Raw genomic sequence first — 18,269 nt, 5'->3', positions numbered from 1 at the left:
TCGGCGGGATCCACGGAAGGCGTGGCGGGCGGCCCGTACGATGGGGCCGCCCGGCGGCCCGGCGAGGGCTGGGCCCCGGCGAGCCGGGCGGACGGGAGCGGGATGGACCGGGAGAACGGGTCACCAGTCACCTTCGGCCTGCTCGGCACCGTGGAGGTGCGCGTCGCCGACCGGCCGCCGGTGACGCTGCCCCCGGCGAACCGGGCGCTGCTGGCCCGGCTGCTGCTGGCCGCCGGTCGGGTGGTCGCCGCCGACACGCTGACCGACGCGCTCTGGGCCGGTGAGCCGCCCGCCGACGCGGCGAACGCGTTGCAGCTGCGGGTGTCGAAGCTGCGCCGGGCGCTGGCCGGGGCCGGGGCCGACCTGGTGGTCACCCGCGCCCCCGGCTACCTGCTCGCGGTCCCCGCGGCGGCGGTCGACGCCCACCGCTTCGAGCGGCTGCTGGCCGAGGCGCGGGCCGAACGGGACCGGGCGGCGGCGCTGGCCCGGTTCGACGCGGCGCTCGCCCTGTGGCGCGGGCCAGCCCTGGCCGACGTGCCCGACGCCGGGTGGGTGGCCACCGAGGGCGGCCGGCTGGAGGAGCTGCGCCTGGGCGCCGTCGAGGACCGGCTGGAGTTGCTGCTGGACGCCGGCCGGCAGGCCACCGCCGTGCCCGACCTGGAGCGCCTGGTCGCCGCGCACCCGCTGCGGGAACGCGCGCACCGGCTGCTGATGCTGGCCCTGTACCGCGCCGGCCGGCAGGCGGACGCGCTGACCGCGTACCACGCGCTGCGCCGGCGACTCGCCGACGAACTGGGCATCGACCCGGGGCCGGAGCTGCGGGCGCTGGCCGAGGCCATCCTGCGCCAGCAGGTGCCGCCGGCCGCCGCGCCGCCGCGACCCGCGCCCGCCGCCACACCGCCGGCCGCCGGAGAGCCGCCACCCGTCGCGGCCTCGGCGGCCGACGCCGCGCCGAACGGCGCGAGCCGGGTCGCGGCGGGAGCGTTGGACGGCGCGGTCCTGCCCCGCCGGCTCACCTCGCTGGTCGGCCGGGACGCCGACCTGCGGCGGGTACGCGAGCGGCTGGGCGAGGCCCGGGTGGTCACGCTGACCGGCCCGGGTGGCGTCGGCAAGACCACGCTCGCCCTGGAGGTGGCCCGCCGGTGCCAGGCGGAGCTGCCCGTGCACCTGGTCCGGCTGGCGGCGGTGCCCGCCGACGTGGACCTGCCGGCGATGGTGGCCGGTCAGCTCCAGGTGGCCGGGGGCACCGGCGACGCCGCCACCGCCGCGGTCGCCGCACGGCTGGGCGGGGACCCGGCGCTGCTGGTGGTGGACAACTGCGAACACCTGGTGGACGAGGTGGCGGCGCTGGTGGAGCGGCTGGTGGACGGCTGCCCGGCGCTGCGCGTACTGGCCACCAGCCGGGAGGCGCTGGCCGTGCCGGGCGAGACGCAGCTGGCCGTCGCGCCGCTGGCCGTACCGGAGGAGGCGGCGCAGGCCGCGGCGAGCCCGGCGGTCCGGCTTTTCGTCGACCGGGCCCGCGCGGTACGCCCCGACTTCGCCCTGGACGCCGCGACCACCCCCGCCGTGGTGGAGATCTGCCGCCAGCTCGACGGCATGCCGCTCGCCATCGAGCTGGCCGCCGCCCGGGTGAAGGCGCTGCCCCCGGCGGAGATCGCCGCCCGGCTGCACGACCGTTTCGCGCTGCTCACCGCCGGGGCGCGTACCGCCGAGGCCCGGCACCGGACGCTGCGGGCCACCCTGGACTGGAGCCACGAGCTGCTCACCGACGCCGAGCGGCGGCTGCTGCGGCGGCTGGCGGTGTTCCGGGGCGGCTGGGACCTCGCCGCCGCGGAACGGATCTGTGCCTTCGCCGGCCTCGCCGCCGAGGAGGTGCTCGACCTGCTCTTCCGGCTGGTCGACCGCTCGCTGGTGGTGCCGGAACCGGCCAGCGGGCGGATGCGGCTGCTGGTCACCGTCCGGGAGTACGCCGCCGGCCGGCTCGTCGAGGCCGGTGAGCGGGAGCAGACCCGGCAGCGGCACGTCGCGCACTTCACCGAGCTGGCCGAACGGTACGGCCCGTCCGCGCGCGCCGGCGGTGACGCCTGGGCCCACCTGGTCGAGGAGCACGACAACCTGCGCGCCGCGGTGGACTTCTGTCTGGCCCATCCGGACGGCACGGCGGCCGGGCTGCGGCTGGCCCGGGCGCTGTACCCGTTCTGGAGCTACGGGCTGCGTGACGAGGGGATCCAGGTGCTGACCGCGCTGGCGGACACCGGCCGCCTCACCCAGGCCGAGCGGGCCGCCGCCCTGCAGCGGGTCGGCCTGCTCGGCGTGTACTACCCGACCCCGGTCACCCGGGCGGCCAGCCGGGAGGCGCTGGAGCTGCACGAACGGCTCGGCGACGCCGGCAACGCCGCCATCTCCGGGCTGGCGCTGGCCTGGGAGGGTCAGTACGACGGGGACCTCGACCGCCACCGCCGGCTCGTCGACCGGGCCCGGGCGGAACTGACCGGCCCGTGGTGGTCGGCGATGACCTGGTACGTCGACGCGCTGCTCGACCTGCGGGCCGGCGCCTTCGACCGGTCCGCCACCCGCTGGGCGCACTGTCTGGACCTGCTGGCCCGCACCGAGGACCGGCTGCTGGCGGCCGGCATCCGCGCGCACCTGGGTGTTGCGCTGCGCGAGGGCGGCCAGGGCGACGCGGCGATGCGGGTGCTCACCGAGGCGGTGCGGGAGGCGCGGGCGGCCACCGCGTCCCCGCACGCGCTGGCGTTCAGCCTGGTGCAGCTCGCCCACACCCGGCTGGACCGGGACGACGCCGGGGACGTGCCGGCGCTGCTCGCCGAGGCGGACGACACCGCGCGGCGCAGCGGCAACCCGCGCTGCCGGGCCTGGGCGGCCTGGGGCCGGGCGCGGATCGCGTACGCCGACGGTGATCCGGCGGGCGCCGTCGACGGCTGCCGGAGCGCCCTCGCGCTGTTCGAGGAGCGGGAGTTCCCGTGGGCCCGCCGCCGGCTCTGGCAGCTGACCGCCGACGCGGCGGCCGACGCCGGGCAGCCCGACGAGGCGCGACGGGCCCGCCAGGCCGCTCTCGACCTGGCCTAGCCACCGCGAATGACGCCCGAGCCGGCTCGCCGGCACGCTGGGAGATGCGGCCCTCGCGGACGACATGCCAGCGTGGGGTGTGACCGATGTCGAGCTGCCAGACGCGCGACGACGGGCCCGGGACGCCATGCGACGAGCCGCCGAGCGGTTCACCGCGCTGGTCCGCGCGGCCGGTGACGGAACCACCCGGGCCACCCGGGACTGGACGGTGGCCGACACCGCAGCCCATCTGCTGTCGCTCGCGGCCTACTACGGCGCCCTCCTCGACCCCGACGCGCCGCGGCTCCCCGTGCCGGGCCTGGACCGTCTCCTCGCCGGTACCACCGTGGACACCGTCCGGGACGCCAACGAGGTCGTCCTCCGGCACCTGCCCGAGCGCGACCCCGGGCGCCTGGCCGACCAACTTCAGGCGGCGGTCGACCGGCTGCTGGCCGCCACCGCCGACGTCGACGCCCGGCCGGTCCGCTGGCTCGGCGGCGCGCTGGTTACGCCGACCGGTCTCCTCGCCCACCTGGTCAACGAGTTCCTGGTGCACGGCTGGGACGTGGCCCGGGCGCTGGCCCAGCCCTGGCCGATGCCGGACGCCGACGCGGCCCTCTTCCTCGACGAGTTCCTGGTCGAGATGATCCGCCGGGATTACGGCGCCCTGCTGGACACCGGCGTGCGCCTGCCGCGACGCCCGATCGGCGTGGAGTTCCGGTCCGCGCACACCCGGCCGGCACTGCTGATCCTGCGCAACGGTCGGGTGCACCTCGGCGCCGCCGGCGACCGCCCCGACGCGCGGGTGACGTTCCGCCCGGCGCGCTTCAACCTGATGCTGTTCGGCCGGCTCAGCGTGCCGCGCGCGCTGGCCCGACGCGATGTCGTCGTCGGCGGCCCCCGCCCGTGGCTGGTGCCGGCCTTCCTGCGTGTCGTCCACCTGCCGCACAACTAGGGCCGGTCTCGCCAGTCGCGGTCCTGGTGTCCGCGCCCGGCCTGGCACTGCCTACTGGCAGCCCTCCTCCCCGCACGCGGCGAAACCGGCCCGGCGCAGCGCCGCCGGGTCGGGCTGCCCGCCGACCCGCAGCACCCGGCGGCCGGCATCGTACTCCAGCGACACCACGCCGGGCAGGTCCCGGAGCCGTCCGCTGATCAACCGCACACAGTGCCGGCAGATCCCGTCCGGCAACGGCACCGACAGTTCCTGGCGCTCCGTGCCGGAAGGGTCCTCGTGCTCCGTGCCGGAAGGGTCCTCGCGCTCCGGGCCGGAAAGATCCCCGCGTTCCATGCTGGAAAGGTTCCTCCGGCCCACTGTCCGGACGCTGTCCAGGCGCGCCGGGCCGGCGGCCAGCGTCCGGACAGCGCGGCCCGCGACCGTGGTCGACGTCGGCACCGAACCCCACGTCGAGGAGGCCCCCGTGCACCCCTTTCTCACCACCGAACTGATCCGCCTGGAGCAGGCCGCGCTGTCCCGCCGGCTGCGCCGTCGCGCCCGGCACCGCGTCGAGGTCCGCCCCGCCCGCACCACCCGAGTCCGCTGACCGGCCGTCCCGCACCGAGGAGAGGAACGCCATGACCAACCGCACCGCCGTCCTGCCGTCCGCCGCCGACCCGCGTCCCGCGGCCGAGCCCGACGTCGCCGCCCGCACCCGGGCGGTGGTCAAGACGTACGGCCGGGGCACGACCGCCGTCCGCGCCCTGGACGGGGTCAGCGTGTCCATCGCCCGCGGCCGGTTCACCGCCGTGATGGGCCCGTCCGGCTCCGGCAAGTCCACCCTGCTGCACGCGTTGGCCGGACTGGACACCGTGGACTCCGGCGAGGTCCTGCTCGGCGGAACCGACCTGGCCCGCCTCGGCGAACGGCAGCGCACGCTGCTGCGCCGCGACCGGGTGGGCTTCGTCTTCCAGAGCTTCAACCTGGTGCCCACGCTGACCGCGCGGGAGAACATCCTGCTCCCGCTGACCCTGGCCGGGCGCCGCCCCGACCCCGAGCGGCTGGACCACCTCGTCGCCACCCTCGGCCTGGCCGAACGACTACGGCACCGACCCGGTGAGCTGTCCGGCGGTCAGCAGCAGCGGGTCGCCGTGGCCCGCGCCCTGATCACCCGGCCGGAGATCGTCTTCGCCGACGAGCCGACCGGCAACCTGGACTCCCAGTCGGCCCGGGCGCTGCTCGGGTTCCTGCGCCGGGCCGCCGACGAGCTGGGCCAGACCATCGTCATGGTCACCCACGACCCGCACGCCGCCGCGTACGCCGACCGGGTGCTGTTCCTCGCCGACGGCCGGGTCGACGGCGAACTGGCCGATCCGACGGCGGCGTCGGTGCTGGACCGGATGGCGCGGCTGACCCGCTCCACCGACGAGGAAGGTGCCTGAGATGTGGCGGTTGACGCTGCGCAGCACGCTGGCCCGCCGGGCCCGGCTGGCGCTCACGGTGGTCGCGGTCGTGCTCGGGGTGGCCTTCGTGACCGGCAGCCTGGTGCTGACCGACACCTCGGGCCGGCTGCTCGACGACCAGTTCCGCACCGCCACGGCGGGCACCGACCTGACCGTGCGGGACGCCGTCGCGTTCGACTCGGCCATGGGGGTCGAGGTGGCCCGCGACCCGCTGCCCGACGCCACCGTGCGGCGCGTCGCCGCGCTGCCCGGGGTGTCCGCCGCCCGGCCGCTGGTGCGCGGCGAGGGCCTGCTGGAGGTGGCCGGCCGGCCGGTGGTCCCCCGCGGGGCCTCGGTGCTGGCCTCCTGGGAGCCGGCCCCGGTCGGGGCGTTCCCGGTGCGCGCCGGCCGGGCGCCGGCGGCGGCCGACGAGGTGGTGGTCGACGAGGACACCGCGCGCGCCCACGGCGTACGGGTGGGCGACACCGTGACGGTCCGCGCGGTGGAGAGCGCCCGGCTGCGGGTGGTCGGCCTGGTCGGGTTCGGGGACCGGTCCGGCCTGCCCAACAGCACGGTCACGCTGGTGGACCTGGCGACGGCCCAGCGGCTGCTCCGGCTCGGCACCGGCGTCTCCGAGGTGGCGGTGGTCGCGGCGCCGGACGTTCCCGCGGGTGACCTGCGGCAGCGGCTCAGCCAGGCGTTCGGCGCCGAGGTGGAGGTCGCCACCAGCCAGGACATCGCGGCGGCCGGCGCGAAGGCCGCCCGCTCCCAGCTGGACCTGATCCGGGTGATGCTGCTCGCGCTGGCCGCCGCCGCGCTGCTGGTCGGCGGCTTCCTCATCGCCAACACGTTCTCGATCGTGGTCACCCAGCGGGCCCGCGAACTGGCCCTGCTGCGGGCCGCCGGCGCGACCGGTGGGCAGGTGCTGCGGTCCATCCTCGGCGAGGCGCTGCTGGTGGGCGTGGCCGCCGCCGGGCTCGGCGCCGCGCTCGGGGTGGGCGCCGCCGCGGCGATGCGACGGCTGGCGGGCGTGTTCGGCGTAGCGCTGCCGGACGGCGGGCTGGTGGTCACCCCACGTACGCTGCTGGTCGCCGCCGTGGTGGGGGTGCTGGTCACGGTGCTCGCGGCGGCCGGGCCGGCCCGCCGGGCCGCCACGGTCGCACCGGTGGCGGCGCTGCGCCGGGCCGGCGCCGCCGGCACCGGCCGGGCCCGGACCGGGCTGGGCCTGCTGGCCGCCGCGACGGGCGGCACCGCGGCCGTGCTGGTCGCCACGGGCGGACCGGTCACCCTGCTGGCGGTCGCCGCGACCGGGGCGGTGACGGGCCTGGCGCTGCTCGGCCCGGCTCTCGCCCCGCCCCTGGTCCGCCTGCTCGGCCGGCCGCTGCGGCTGGCCGGTACGCCGGGCCGGCTGGCCGTCGAGGCCGCCGCCCGCACCCCCGCCCGGACCGCCGCCACCGCGCTGGCCCTGGCCCTCGGGCTGGCGCTGATCAGCTACATGGCGGTGCTCGGCACGTCGGTGAAGAACTCGATCCGCGACTCGTACGCCGAGGTGGTCACCGCGGACCTGGTGGTGGAGAGCGCCCGCGGCGAGATGCTCGGCGGCCTCGCCCCGGAGGTGCACGAGCGGATCGCCCGGCTGCCCGAGGTGGCGGTGACCTCCCGGATCCGGTACGGGCACTGGCGCGACGGCGAGCAGGTGTCCGCGCTCACCGCCGTGGACCCGGCCACCCTCCCCCGGGTCGCCGCGCTGCGGATGACCGCAGGCAGCCTGGACGCGCTGCGCGGCGGCGGGGTGGTGCTCGCCGAGCACGTGGCCCGGCAGCGCGGACTGCGGGTCGGCGACGAACTGCCGATGACGTTCTCGCACACCGGCACCCGCCGGCTGCCGGTGGTCGGCCTGCTGCGCGACTCCGACGCCCGGGCGCTCGCCACCGACCACATCATCGCGCTGGACACCTTCGCCGCGCTCTACCGGGAGCGGGCCGACGCGAGCGTGCTGGTCCGGCTCGCACCGGACGCCGACCCGGCGGCCGCGCGGCGGGCGGTCACCGCGGCCCTGGCCGACACCCCCACCGCCGACGTACGCGACCAGGCCGCCGCGGTGGCCGGGCGGACCGGGATGGTGGACCAGGTCCTCGGCCTGGTGACCGCGCTGCTGATGCTGGCCGTGCTGATCGCCCTGCTGGGCATCACCAACACGCTGGCCCTGTCCATCACCGAACGGACCGCCGAGCTGGGCCTGCTGCGGGCCGTCGGGGCGAGCCGCCGCCAGGTGGGCTGGACCATCCGCTGGGAGGCCGTGCTCGTCGCCGCCCTGGCCACCACCGTCGGGGTGACGCTCGGCGCCGGGTTCGCCGCGGCCACCGTGGCGGTCCTCGACCGGAACGCCCCGACCGCGCTGGCGCTGCCGGCGGGCCGGCTGGCGGCGGTGGTGGCGGTCGCCCTCGCCGCGGGGCTGCTGGCCGGGCTGCTGCCGGCCCGGCGGGCCGCCCGGATGGACGTACTGCGGGCCATCGCCACTCCCTGACCCACGACGGCGGTGGCGGTCCGCGCCGCCGCCGCACCGACCGCCGGCCGACCGGCCGGCGAGGCGACGACGACGAGAGGAAAGACCATGATCACCGACAGCGTGCCGACCCTGCGCCGGGCCGCCCCGGCCGACGCAGCGACCGTGGACGCCCTGGTCCGGGAGCTCGCCACGCACGAGGGCGACGCCGAGCATGTCACCACCGACGTCCCGCGCTGGCGGGAGATGCTGGGCCGCGACGACGTGGTGGTGCTGCTCGCGGAGCGGGCCGGCCGCCCCCTCGGGTACGTCTCCGCGCAGCGCCGCCCGCACCTGTGGAGCGGCCGGGACATCCTCGCCCTCGACGACCTGTACGTGCGGGCGGACGCCCGGGACGCGGGCGTCGGCCGGCGGTTGATGACCGGCCTGGCCGCCTCGGTGGCCGATGAGGGCCTGCTGATCCGGTGGGAGGTGAAGCCGGGCAACGCCGCCGCGCAGCGGTTCTACCGGCGGCTCGGCGCGAAGCTGTGGACCAAGGTGGTGGCGGCCTGGCAGCCGGCCACCGCGCCCACCCGGCCGTAGCCGGCTGCCGGGTCGGGCGGCCGGTCCGCTGGGACCGGCCGCCCGGTTCAGCGCACCCGGCGGGCGGCGAACCTGGCCGGCGGCGCGGCGATCGCGTCCTGGGCCGCGATCAGCTGCAACTCCCGGGTGCCCGCCGCGAGGGTTGCCTCGAGCACGGCGAACACGGAGTTGATGGTGCGTTCCAGCGCCGTCGCCGGCGAGCCCGTCGTCGACAGGTGCGCCAGGTACAGCGCCGCGGTCACGTCGCCGCCGCCGTTGGGGGTGATCGGCAGCAGCGGCGTGGTCAGCGCCCAGGCCCCCTCGTCCGAGACGGCCACCACCTCCAACGACCCCTCCGGCACGTCACCGTGCAGCACGCTGGTGACCAGGACGTGCCGCGGCCCGGTCGCGCGGACCATGTCCACCGCGGCCAGCACCTCCGGCAGGGTGGTCGTGGTACGGCCGGCGAGGAAGTCCAGCTCGAAGTGGTTCGGGGTGATGATGTCCGCCCGCGGCACGACGACGTCGCGCAGGTACTCGGGGATGCCGGGCCGGACGAACATGCCCCGCCCGACGTCGCCCATCACCGGGTCGCAGCAGTAGACGGCGTCCGGGTTCGCGGTCTTCACCAGGGTCATCGCGTCGAGGATGACCGCACCCATCGCCGGGTCGCCCTGGTAGCCCGAGAGCACCGCGTCGGCGTCACCGAGGACCCCGCGATCGGCGATGCCGGCGATCACCTCGGCGACGTCGGCCGGGGCCAGCAGCGGGCCGCGCCACGCGCCGTACCCGGTGTGGTTGGAGAAGTGCACGGTCAGCACCGGCCACACCTCGTGCCCGAGCCGCTGGAGCGGGAAGACGGCCGCCGAGTTGCCGACGTGGCCGTAGGCGACCGAGGACTGGATGGACAGGATCTTCACCAGCTCATCATGCCGGTTCCGCCGGCACGCGATGCGTCAGGAGGGCTCCTTGGGCGCCGGCGTAGGGTGTGGCGGTCAGCGGCGGCCAGGTGCAACGGGGCGAGGGACGTGACGATCCAACACGCGTCGGTCATCCCGACCGACGAGCAGATCCGGGCGCTGCACGAACGGTACGCGCCGACCGAGGAAGCCTTCGACCTCGTCTACACCCACTGCCGGATCGTGTGCGACGTGGCCGAGCAGCTGCTCGACCGGCACCGCCCGGCGGTCGACGTCGAGCTGGTACGCGCCGGAAGCCTGCTGCACGACATCGGCGTGTACCGCCTCTACGACGCGACCGGGCGACTTGATCACGAGAACTACCTCCGGCACGGCGTGCTGGGCCAGGCGCTCCTGCGTGACCTCGGCTTCCCCGAGCTGGTGAGCAGGTTCTGCGCCCACCACACCGGTGTCGGGCTCACCCGCGACGACGTGCTGCGGCAGGGCCTGGCGCTGCCGGTCGGCGACTACACGGCAGACACCGTGGAGGAGCAGCTGGTGATGTACGCCGACAAGTTCCACAGCAAGACAACACCACCGGCCTTCGTGAGCGCGGCGTCCTATGCCGCCGGGGTGCGGCGGTTCGGCGCGGACAAGGTGGTCCGGTTCGCGGAGCTGGTGGAGAGGTTCGGCGAGCCCGACCTGCTCGCTCTGTCCCGGCGTCACCAGCACCCGGTGCGCTGAGCCACGCGCGTCGTCTCGAACGGCCCGGCGATCGCGAGCGGTCCGATGTGGATGGCGCGGCTCACCGAGCGGCCAGCTGATCGCGGCGGCGGATCAGGTACGCCGTCTCGGCGGTGTTGCCGGCCAGCCCGATGGCCCGCTCGTACGCCGCCCGCGACTGCGCGCTCCGGCCCAGCCGGCGCAGCAGGTCGGCGCGGGTGGCGTGGTAGGCGTGGTAACCCTCCAGGGGCAGACCGTCCACCTGCGCCAGCGCGACCTGCGGGCCGTCGACCTCGGCGACCGCGATCGCCCGGTTGAGCCGCACGATCGGCGAGGGGTCGAGGCGGACCAGCTGGTCGTAGAGCGCGACGACCTGCGACCAGTCGGTGTCACGGGCGTCCCGGGCATCGGTGTGGACGGCGTTGATCGCGGCGAGGATCTGGTAGCGCCCCGGCGCCTGGCCGGCGGCGAGGCGCGCGCGGACCAGGGCGTGGCCCTCGGCGATCAGCGCCCGGTCCCAGGCGCCGCGATCCTGCTCGCCGAGGGGGACGAGCTCACCGCTCGCCGACACCCGGGTGGCCCGCCGGGCCTCGGTCAGCAGCATCAGCGCCAGGAGTCCGACCACCTCGCCGTCCGCCGGCATCAGCGCACGGACCAGCCGGGTCAGCCGGATCGCCTCGGCGGTCAGGTCGCCGCGGACCGCCGCCTGCCCGGGGTCCGAGGGCAGGTAGCCCTCGTTGAAGATCAGGTAGAGGACGGCGAGCACCCCGCTGACCCGGGCCGGAAGGTCCGCCCGCAACGGCACGCGGTACGGGATCCTCGCTACCTTGATCTTTGCCTTCGCGCGAGTGATCCGCTGACCCACGGTGGCCTCCTGGACCAGGAAGGCCCGGGCGATCTCGGGCACGGTGAGCCCGCCGACCATCCGCAGGGTCAGCGCGATCCGCGCCTCCATGGCGAGCGCGGGGTGGCAACAGGTGAAGAGCAGGCGGAGCCGGTCGTCGTCGATGGCGCCGAGCGGATCGGGGGTGTCGAACAACATCAGCGCCTCCTTGTGCTTCTCCTCACGCCTGGCCTCCCGGCGGATCCGGTCGATGGCCTTGCGGTGGGCGGTGGTGGTGAGCCATCCGCCGGGATTCGGCGGGACGCCGTCGACCGGCCAGCGCTCGACGGCGCTCGCGAACGCCTCGGCGGCCATCTCCTCGGCGACGTCAAGGTCGCCGAGGCGCCGGGCCAGGGTCGCGACCAGCCGGGCCCACTCCGCGCGGTGCACCCGGATGATCGCCTCGCCGACGTCGGTCGGGCTCACCGCAGCGGCCGGAGCTCGACCCTCCGGTTGCAGCTCTTCGAGCCGAGGGCCGCGAGCCGCAGCGCCACGTCGAGGTCGGGTGCCTCGATGATCCAGCAGCCGGCGATGTGCTCCTTCGACTCCAGGTAGGGGCCGTCGGTGAACACCGGCTCCCCGTGCCGGCCGTCGACGACGGTGGCCGTGTCGGGCGAGGCGAGGCCGCCGGCGAAGACCCAGTGGCCGTCGGCCTGGAGTTGCTCGTTGAAGACGTCGATCGCGGCCATCTCCGCCGTGGTGGCGAGGCCGGCCGTCTCGTCGAGCACGGACATCAGGTACTGCGCCATCGGGATCATCTCCTGCCGTCGGGTGACCGCCCCCTCGGGCAGCCTCTCACCCCTGCTACGAACGCCGCTGCCTCGATCCGACCCGCGCCGCCGAGATTCTTCTATGATCCGTTGGCAGCGCGACCGGGACGGGGGGACTCAGGTGATCGACGCGGTCTTCTTCGATGTCGGCGGGACGATTCTCGACGAGTCCCGCGAGTTCGCGACCTGGGCGGACTGGCTCGGCGTCCCCCGGCACACGTTCTCGGCGGTCTCCGGCGCGGCGATCGCCCGGGGCCTGCACTGGCAGGAACCGTTCCGGGTCTTCCGGCCCGATTTCGATCTCGCGACCGAGATCGAGCGCCGAGCCGCTGCCGGTGACCTGGAGTCGTTCGGCGAAGAGGATCTCTACCCGGACGCGCGAGCGTGCCTGACCTCCTTGAAGGATCAGGGCCTGTTCGTGGGCCTGGCCGGCAATCAGCCGGCTCATGCCGAGGCGACGCTGCGCGCCCTCGACCTGCCGGTGGACGTGATCGGCACGTCGCACGCCTGGGGCGTGGAGAAGCCGTCGCCGGCCTTCTTCGAGCGGGTCGTGCGCGAAGGTGGCGGCGACGCGTCCTCGATCCTGTACGTCGGTGATCGGCCCGACAACGACGCCCGCCCGGCCGGGCAGGCCGGCATGAAGACGTGCCTGATCCGGCGCGGTCCGTGGGGTCACATCCTCGACGACCCGGCGGTGGCTGAGCGGTGCCTGTTCCGCATCGATTCGCTGGACGAACTCCCGGACCTGGTGGCGAAGCACAATGCCACAGGCGGTTAGGACGCCTGGCGGACGGGCATGGCGGCCAGCCAGACATCGGCCAGATCGCTGAGAGGGACGTCGAGGGCCTGGCTGAGGCAGACCACCGTGCCGAACGCCGGTGCGGGCAGCCGGCCCGACTCGATCTTGCGTAGCGTCTCGGGGGAGATCTCGGCCGCCAGGGCCACCTCGACGAGGCTGCGGCCGGCCCGCGCGGCCCGGAGGGCGGCTCCCAGGCGCTGGCCCGCGGCGATCTGTTCGGCGGTGAGTGGTTGGCGAACCATGCCAGCAGGATATCCCTCCGGAGCGCCCCGACCTGACGTGGTATAAAAATACCGCAGACGGAGAGGGAGGCTGTCGTGATCGAGCTCAAGTCCGCCGAGGAAATCGGCCGGATGGCGGTGACCGGCCAGTTCGTCGGCGAGCTGCTCGCCGAGCTGAGCGCTGTCGCCGCGGTCGGCGTCAACCTGATGGACCTCGAACACCACGCCCGTCGCCGGATCGCCGAACGCGGCGCCGAATCCTGCTACTGGGACTACGCCCCATCGTTCGGCCGCGGTCCGTTCCGCAACGTGCTGTGCCTGTCGGTCAACGACGCGGTGCTGCACGGCCTGCCGCACGACTACGTGCTGCGCGACGGTGACCTGCTCAGCATCGACATGGCGGTCGGCATCGACGGCTGGGTCGCCGACTCCGCGCTCTCCGTCGTGGTCGGCACCCCCGACCCGGCCGACCTGAAGCTGATCGAGGCCACCGAGGTCGCCCTGGCGGCCGCCATCGCCGCCGCCCAGCCCGGCGGCCGCCTCGGCGACGTCTCCGCCGCGATCGGCGAGGTCGCCCACTCCTACGGCTACGGCGTCAACGCCGAGTTCGGCGGCCACGGCATCGGCCGCACCATGCACGAGGCCCCGCACGTGGCCAACAACGGCCGCCCCCGCCGCGGCATGAAACTCGTCCCGGGCCTCACCATCGCCATCGAGCCCTGGTTCTGCCGCTCCACCGACAAAATCAGGTACGACAAGGACGGCTGGACGATTCGTTCCGCGGACGGCTCCCGCACCGCCCACTCCGAACACACGGTCGCGATCACGGCTTCCGGTCCCCAGGTCCTGACCCGCCGCCCCGCTCACGGCGGCACCTCGGCCGATCCCACCAGGAAGCCGGCCGAAGCCTCCTGACCGCCGCCCGCCCTGAGCAGGCAGAACTCCACCGACGCAAATGGCAGGGAGATCGCTTCTCCCTGCCATTCTTAACGTATACCGCACTGGGGGCCTTGCCGCAAGACCCGGGTCATGCCGCAGAATTTCCGACCGAAGCCAAATCTGCGGCAATCGGAATCCGCAAAGCGTGCAAACGCGCGCACCCGGCCGCGCCAATCAGCCGGCCGAAACGCGACCCCAGTGAATGGACGGTTCATGTTTGACGTGATCATCGCCGGTGGCGGACCAACCGGCCTGATGCTGGCCGCCGAGTTGCGGCTGCACGGCGTGCGGGTGCTGGTGCTGGAGAAGGAGACGGAGCCGACCCGGTACGTCCGCTCGCTGGGCCTGCACGTACGCAGCATCGAGGTGATGGACCAGCGTGGCCTGCTGGAGCGGTTCCTGGCGCACGGCCAGCGGCACCCGGTCGCCGGCTTCTTCGCGGCGATCCCGAAACCCGCGCCCCGGCTGGACACCGCGCACGGCTACGTCCTCGGCATCCCGCAGACCACCACCGATCGCCTGCTGGCCGAGCACGCCGTCGAGATGGGTACCGAGGTGCGGCGCGGTTGCGCGCTGGTCGGGCTGAGCCAGGACGACGACGGGGTGACGGCCGAGCTGGCCGACGGCACGACACTGCGTTCCCGATACCTCGTCGGCTGCGACGGCGGCCGCAGCACGGTGCGCAAGCTGCTCGGCGTCAACTTCCCCGGTGAGCCCAGCCGCAACGAGACGCTGCTGGGCGAGATGGAGGTGACCGCGTCGCCGGAGACGGTCGCCGCCGTGGTGGCCGAGGTCCGCAAGACCCAGATACGGTTCGGCCTCGGGCCGGTCACCGAGCACGGGGCATACCGGGTCGTCGTGCCCGCCGAGGGAGTGGCCGGGGACCGCACGCCGCCGACGCTGGAGGAGTTCAAGCGACAGCTGCGGGCGTACGCCGGCACCGACTTCGGCGTGCACTCGCCGCGCTGGCTGTCCCGCTTCGGCGACGCCACCCGGCTGGCCGAGCGGTACCGGGTCGACCGGGTGCTGCTGGCCGGCGACGCCGCGCACGTCCACCCGCCGACCGGCGGGCAGGGGCTCAACCTCGGCATCCAGGACGCGTTCAACCTGGGCTGGAAACTGGCCGCCGCGGTCGCCGGCTGGGCGCCGGAAGGGCTGCTGGACAGCTACCACGCCGAGCGGCGACCGGTGGCCGCCGACGTGCTCGCCAACACCCGCGCCCAGATGGAACTGATGTCCACCGAGCCCGGCCCCCGGGCGGTGCGCCGGCTGGTGGCGGAGCTGATGGACTTCGAGGAGGTCAACCGGCACCTGACCGAGAAGGTCACCGCGCTCGGGGTCCGCTACGACTTCGGCGAGGGCCACGACCTGCTCGGCCGGCGGATGCGGGACGTACGGCTGAAGCCGGGCCGCCTATACGAGCTGACCCGCGGCGGCCGGGGCCTGCTGCTCGACCAGACCGGGCAGCTCTCGGTGACGGGCTGGGCCGATCGGGTCGACCACGTCGTCGACGTCAGCGAGGAGCTGGCCGCGCCCGCCGTGCTGCTGCGGCCCGACGGGCACGTCGCGTGGGCCGGCGACGACCAACAGGAGCTGCTGCCCAAGCTGGCCCGCTGGTTCGGCGCCGCCGCCCACTGAGCCGGGCCGGCTCACAGTGGGCCCAGCACGGCCTCCGGGGCCGCGTCCAGCGCCAGGGTCTCCAGCACCGTACGCAGCTGGCGTTCCTCGTACCGGAAGTGCGACTCCATGATGGCCGCCACGCCCTCCAGGTGGCGGGCCAGCTCTTCCGGTGGGGCTGCTCGGGCCACGGCGTCCTGCAACCCGGCCAGCAGATGCGCGATCATCGAGTGGTCCTGCCGCAGGTGGCGCAGCGCCTCGCGCAACTCGGGGTGCCGCTCGGCGATCGCCGGGAACAGGTCGCGATCCTCGCCCTCGTGGTGGGCGGTCAGCGCGGCGCAGAACCCGTGACAGAACAACAGCAGGTCCCTGGTGGCCGGCTGCGCCGGCTCGCCGGCGGCCAGGGCCTGCCGGGTCACGGTCAGCGCTTCGCGGAGCCGGTGATGGACGGCCTGCAACTCTCGACTCCAGGCAACCAGCCTGGTCTTCTCGCCCTCACCCATGGGTGGCGGGCGAAGGGACGACGATCATCACCGTCGTACTCCCCTCGGTCCGGCGCCTCCATGCCTGACACGGCCTGCCACCGGCACGCGACGCTCCGGGCAGCCTACCGCAGCGCCGGGTGCGCGATCGCCCCGCCGCTGGAGGCTCACCGCAGCCAGCCCAGAAAGCGCCGGTGCAGGGTGCCGGCCGGCGCCCAGGTCAGATCCGCGGTGGCGCGGACGAGCTGCGCTCCCAGGTACAACGCCAGCGAGACCGGCGCGTCCGCGTACTCGGCCCGCAGCTCCTGCCGCCGCGTCGCGCACGGCCACGGCGCCCCGCAACCGCCGCAGGTCCAGATCGGCAGCACCGGCCCGTGGCTGGTCACGACCCGACCCCCAGGAAGCGCGCGGTGATCGCCCGCGCCCGCCGGCTGGTCGCCCACTCCACCTGCCAGCACGGGTACGGCGTGAGGCGCCCCCACCACACCCGGCACCCGGCACACATGCCGTCGAGCCCGCGCACGTGCACGGCCAGGATCGCCTGCACCTGGTCGATCATCTGGTCTTCCCCTGCGGCCAGTGGGCGCGACCGATCGGTATCCGGTGACTGGCACGGCAGGGCAGGTCCGCTCCGCAGCGGCAGATCCGACGCCACCTCCGCCATGACCACATCGGCCGGTGGCGTCGGGCGAGGGTCAGCGCGACGGCGAGAAGATATTCCTCGTACGAGACGCGCTGCCTGTCGGACGTCGTGCCATGAGTCGGGCCCGTTGCTCGGCTCACGGGCAGCCCTTCGGCCCGTAGGGGATGCGCTCGCGTGACCACGTCGGCGCAGTGGGAAGAACCTGCGTCAGCTCCCGGTGCAACGTGCTGTCCCGCAACCGCGCTGCCTGCTCAAGCAGCCGCCGCCGTGCCCCCGCCTGCTCGCTCGCCTGGTACCGCTGCCCGGTGCCGGGAGACGGCGGCGGTACCCGCCGCCGGAACAGCCACCGCATCAGGTTGCGCAACTCGGACCGGATCGACACAGGTTCGGCCTCCTCGCCACACGTCGGGAGGCAACGGCGCGTTCTCGTCAGGCCCGCTCAGGCCCGGCCGGAAAGGCGCTCGCCGCCGCCAGTGACCTGGACGCTACGAGCGGTCACGGGCGGCGGCGGGGACAGTTTGTACCCGAGGGAGGGTTACCCAGGCACTCCGATCGCCAGGGCCAGGTCCCGCGCGTCCTCCCCGACTGTCCCCGGCCGGTTCGACAGCTCCAGCGCCACCGTGCGGGCGTACGGGTGGTGGCGCACGGTGTCCACGCTTTCGCGCAGCGCCCGGCCGAGCAGATGTACTGCCGCGACCTCACCCCGGTTCAGCAGGTGCGCCCGGGTGGCCTCGATCAGGGCGGCAGCCCGCCGAGTGTGCGACGGCAGCGCACGGAAGTCCGCCGTGTCGGCCCTCCGGACGGCCTCACCAGGTCGACACAGGTCTGTCTCGATGGTGATCGCGTACGTCGCGCAGGCCGCCGGACCGAACATCAGCCAGGGGTGGGCGTACCCGCTGCCGAGCCGGCGTCCGGCCCCCTCGGCGGCGTCCCACGCACGCCAAGCCTTGCCGGCACGCCCGGCCTTGCTGTGGCCGAGCGCGATGCCGAGCTGCGCCTGCCCCCATCGGGCCAACTGCTCACCATCGGCAGCTGGATCGATCCGGCCTGCGGCGTCGACGAGCACCTGCTCGGCAGCGTCGGTCTGATTGGAACCCCGGTAGACGTGGGCGTAGTACCAGGCGGCGACGGCGATCGCGCAGGGGTCGTCCGCCTCCTGTGCTGCGAGCATCGCTCGGTCGGCGGCGAGCCATACCAACTCCGGACAGGGCTGGTGGGCCAGGTACAACTGCGTGAGGTGGTAGACGCGCGCCAACTCGACCAGTGCCTGCCGGCGGGCCACGCCGTCCAGCCGGCGGACGCTGCGTTGCGCGTCCGCGAGCAGGCCAGGAAGAACTGCGGCCACCTCCGTACGCTCGATGGTCGACCGGTGCCAGAGCGTCCACGCCTGATCGACCAGGCCACGCAGTACGTCAACTGGCGTCGGCTCGCCCACCGGCGCCGTCGCGCGCTGCATCGCGGCGGCGACGTTGTCGATATCGGGGTGACCGGCGCGGGTCACCGACGCCACCGGAAGGGACTGGTCGCCGGTCAGGTCCGCCAGGTCGGAGATCTCCAGCACCTCGGCCAGGCGGAGCAGCATCGGTAGGCGGGGCGGGAGAAGACGGCCGTTCTCCAGGGCCTTGACCCACTCGGCGCTACGGCCGACGAGACCACCGAGCACGGGACGGGTCTTGCCCGCACGTTCGCGGTGGGCGCGGAGGCGCGCGCCGAATGTCATGGAGTCGGTCATCGTCGTCCCCCAGGTAGCGGTCTGGGCGTCGGGCCGCCACTCCGGCATGCCG

20 protein-coding genes are annotated in these 18,269 nt (G+C 74.8%); 10 read left to right on the top strand and 10 right to left on the bottom strand.

The genetic code is table 11. The annotated features are described in order from the left end of the window. Both AB0H57_RS13650 and AB0H57_RS13645 read left to right on the top strand, forming a co-directional pair. Positions 1–3,087, top strand: a 3,087-nt coding sequence (locus AB0H57_RS13650; protein WP_357506024.1) for a BTAD domain-containing putative transcriptional regulator, incomplete at its 5' end; no start/stop codon positions are given. Positions 3,088–3,166: 79 nt separating this feature from the next. Then, positions 3,167–4,021 carry a maleylpyruvate isomerase family mycothiol-dependent enzyme gene (locus AB0H57_RS13645; protein ID WP_357506022.1) on the top strand — a complete coding sequence of 285 codons (855 nt, stop codon included), beginning with the start codon at positions 3,167–3,169 and terminating at the stop codon, positions 4,019–4,021. A 51-nt stretch (positions 4,022–4,072) separates the two neighbouring features. On the opposite strand, the gene AB0H57_RS13640 is transcribed toward AB0H57_RS13645, so the two are convergent. Then, positions 4,073–4,354: a heavy-metal-associated domain-containing protein gene (locus AB0H57_RS13640; RefSeq protein ID WP_357506020.1), complete on the bottom strand. Its 282-nt coding sequence runs from the start codon at positions 4,352–4,354 to the stop codon at positions 4,073–4,075. A 130-nt stretch (positions 4,355–4,484) separates the two neighbouring features. Here AB0H57_RS13640 and AB0H57_RS13635 point away from each other — a divergent pair, with 130 nt between their 5' ends. From AB0H57_RS13635 to AB0H57_RS13620, 4 genes are all read left to right on the top strand, one after another. Further along, positions 4,485–4,607: a hypothetical protein gene (locus AB0H57_RS13635; RefSeq protein WP_357506018.1), complete on the top strand. Its 123-nt coding sequence runs from the start codon at positions 4,485–4,487 to the stop codon at positions 4,605–4,607. Positions 4,608–4,638: 31 nt separating this feature from the next. Beyond that, entirely contained in the window at positions 4,639–5,442 is an 804-nt protein-coding gene (locus tag AB0H57_RS13630) for an ABC transporter ATP-binding protein (protein ID WP_357506016.1), read from the top strand. A 1-nt stretch (position 5,443) separates the two neighbouring features. Then, entirely contained in the window at positions 5,444–7,969 is a 2,526-nt protein-coding gene (locus AB0H57_RS13625; protein ID WP_357506015.1) for an FtsX-like permease family protein, read from the top strand. Positions 7,970–8,056: 87 nt separating this feature from the next. Further along, positions 8,057–8,530, top strand: a complete 474-nt coding sequence (locus AB0H57_RS13620; RefSeq protein WP_357506013.1) for a GNAT family N-acetyltransferase — start codon at positions 8,057–8,059, stop codon at positions 8,528–8,530. A gap of 47 nt (positions 8,531–8,577) precedes the next feature. Here the strand turns inward: AB0H57_RS13620 and pdxY are convergent, their stop codons facing one another. After that, positions 8,578–9,429: a pyridoxal kinase PdxY gene (gene pdxY / locus AB0H57_RS13615; protein ID WP_357506011.1), complete on the bottom strand. Its 852-nt coding sequence runs from the start codon at positions 9,427–9,429 to the stop codon at positions 8,578–8,580. 108 nt (positions 9,430–9,537) lie between these two features. Here pdxY and AB0H57_RS13610 point away from each other — a divergent pair, with 108 nt between their 5' ends. Further along, positions 9,538–10,152, top strand: a complete 615-nt coding sequence (locus tag AB0H57_RS13610; RefSeq protein WP_357506009.1) for an HD domain-containing protein — start codon at positions 9,538–9,540, stop codon at positions 10,150–10,152. A gap of 61 nt (positions 10,153–10,213) precedes the next feature. On the opposite strand, the gene AB0H57_RS13605 is transcribed toward AB0H57_RS13610, so the two are convergent. Both AB0H57_RS13605 and AB0H57_RS13600 read right to left on the bottom strand, forming a co-directional pair. After that, entirely contained in the window at positions 10,214–11,440 is a 1,227-nt protein-coding gene (locus AB0H57_RS13605; RefSeq protein ID WP_357506007.1) for a sigma-70 family RNA polymerase sigma factor, read from the bottom strand. After that, positions 11,437–11,763 carry a YciI family protein gene (locus AB0H57_RS13600; RefSeq protein ID WP_357506005.1) on the bottom strand — a complete coding sequence of 109 codons (327 nt, stop codon included), beginning with the start codon at positions 11,761–11,763 and terminating at the stop codon, positions 11,437–11,439. Before AB0H57_RS13600 ends, AB0H57_RS13605 begins: the two co-directional genes overlap by 4 nt. Positions 11,764–11,905: 142 nt before the next feature. Here AB0H57_RS13600 and AB0H57_RS13595 point away from each other — a divergent pair, with 142 nt between their 5' ends. After that, positions 11,906–12,562 carry an HAD family hydrolase gene (locus tag AB0H57_RS13595; RefSeq protein WP_357506003.1) on the top strand — a complete coding sequence of 219 codons (657 nt, stop codon included), beginning with the start codon at positions 11,906–11,908 and terminating at the stop codon, positions 12,560–12,562. Here the strand turns inward: AB0H57_RS13595 and AB0H57_RS13590 are convergent. Next, positions 12,559–12,825, bottom strand: coding sequence for a helix-turn-helix transcriptional regulator (locus AB0H57_RS13590; protein ID WP_357506001.1), 267 nt, complete (start codon positions 12,823–12,825; stop codon positions 12,559–12,561). The genes AB0H57_RS13595 and AB0H57_RS13590 overlap by 4 nt on opposite strands. Before the next feature lie 75 nt (positions 12,826–12,900). Here AB0H57_RS13590 and map point away from each other — a divergent pair, with 75 nt between their 5' ends. Then, positions 12,901–13,719, top strand: a complete 819-nt coding sequence (map, locus tag AB0H57_RS13585; protein WP_357505999.1) for a type I methionyl aminopeptidase — start codon at positions 12,901–12,903, stop codon at positions 13,717–13,719. A gap of 237 nt (positions 13,720–13,956) precedes the next feature. After that, positions 13,957–15,381: a rifampin monooxygenase gene (gene rox / locus AB0H57_RS13580; RefSeq protein ID WP_357505997.1), complete on the top strand. Its 1,425-nt coding sequence runs from the start codon at positions 13,957–13,959 to the stop codon at positions 15,379–15,381. 11 nt (positions 15,382–15,392) lie between these two features. Here the strand turns inward: rox and AB0H57_RS13575 are convergent, their stop codons facing one another. From AB0H57_RS13575 to AB0H57_RS13555, 5 genes are all read right to left on the bottom strand, one after another. Continuing rightward, positions 15,393–15,863: a hemerythrin domain-containing protein gene (locus tag AB0H57_RS13575; RefSeq protein WP_357505995.1), complete on the bottom strand. Its 471-nt coding sequence runs from the start codon at positions 15,861–15,863 to the stop codon at positions 15,393–15,395. 146 nt (positions 15,864–16,009) lie between these two features. After that, positions 16,010–16,228, bottom strand: coding sequence for a hypothetical protein (locus tag AB0H57_RS13570; RefSeq protein ID WP_357505993.1), 219 nt, complete (start codon positions 16,226–16,228; stop codon positions 16,010–16,012). Beyond that, positions 16,225–16,401, bottom strand: coding sequence for a hypothetical protein (locus AB0H57_RS13565; RefSeq protein WP_357505991.1), 177 nt, complete (start codon positions 16,399–16,401; stop codon positions 16,225–16,227). Before AB0H57_RS13565 ends, AB0H57_RS13570 begins: the two co-directional genes overlap by 4 nt. A 220-nt stretch (positions 16,402–16,621) precedes the next feature. Next, complete coding sequence (locus AB0H57_RS13560; RefSeq protein ID WP_357505989.1) at positions 16,622–16,867, bottom strand: hypothetical protein; 246 nt, start codon at positions 16,865–16,867, stop codon at positions 16,622–16,624. A 153-nt stretch (positions 16,868–17,020) separates the two neighbouring features. Beyond that, a complete protein-coding gene (locus AB0H57_RS13555; RefSeq protein WP_357506034.1) occupies positions 17,021–18,217 on the bottom strand; it encodes a helix-turn-helix transcriptional regulator in 1,197 nt (398 codons plus the stop codon). Between the last annotated feature and the right edge of the window lie 52 nt (positions 18,218–18,269).

Source organism: Micromonospora sp. NPDC050686 (assembly GCF_040654475.1).
Taxonomy (GTDB): Bacteria; Actinomycetota; Actinomycetes; order Mycobacteriales; family Micromonosporaceae; genus Micromonospora.
Note: the sequence above shows the minus strand (reverse complement) of the source record. Positions and strands in the feature narration are given on the sequence as shown.

Coding starts and splice junctions, on each gene's coding strand:
- AB0H57_RS13640 (WP_357506020.1), bottom strand. CDS start 4,354: ATGGAACGCGGGGATCTTTCCGGCCCGGAGCGCGAGGACCCTTCCGGC.
- AB0H57_RS13630 (WP_357506016.1), top strand. CDS start 4,639: ATGACCAACCGCACCGCCGTCCTGCCGTCCGCCGCCGACCCGCGTCCC.
- AB0H57_RS13625 (WP_357506015.1), top strand. CDS start 5,444: ATGTGGCGGTTGACGCTGCGCAGCACGCTGGCCCGCCGGGCCCGGCTG.
- AB0H57_RS13620 (WP_357506013.1), top strand. CDS start 8,057: ATGATCACCGACAGCGTGCCGACCCTGCGCCGGGCCGCCCCGGCCGAC.
- AB0H57_RS13600 (WP_357506005.1), bottom strand. CDS start 11,763: ATGGCGCAGTACCTGATGTCCGTGCTCGACGAGACGGCCGGCCTCGCC.
- AB0H57_RS13590 (WP_357506001.1), bottom strand. CDS start 12,825: ATGGTTCGCCAACCACTCACCGCCGAACAGATCGCCGCGGGCCAGCGC.
- rox (WP_357505997.1), top strand. CDS start 13,957: ATGTTTGACGTGATCATCGCCGGTGGCGGACCAACCGGCCTGATGCTG.
- AB0H57_RS13575 (WP_357505995.1), bottom strand. CDS start 15,863: ATGGGTGAGGGCGAGAAGACCAGGCTGGTTGCCTGGAGTCGAGAGTTG.
- AB0H57_RS13565 (WP_357505991.1), bottom strand. CDS start 16,401: ATGATCGACCAGGTGCAGGCGATCCTGGCCGTGCACGTGCGCGGGCTC.
- AB0H57_RS13555 (WP_357506034.1), bottom strand. CDS start 18,217: ATGACCGACTCCATGACATTCGGCGCGCGCCTCCGCGCCCACCGCGAA.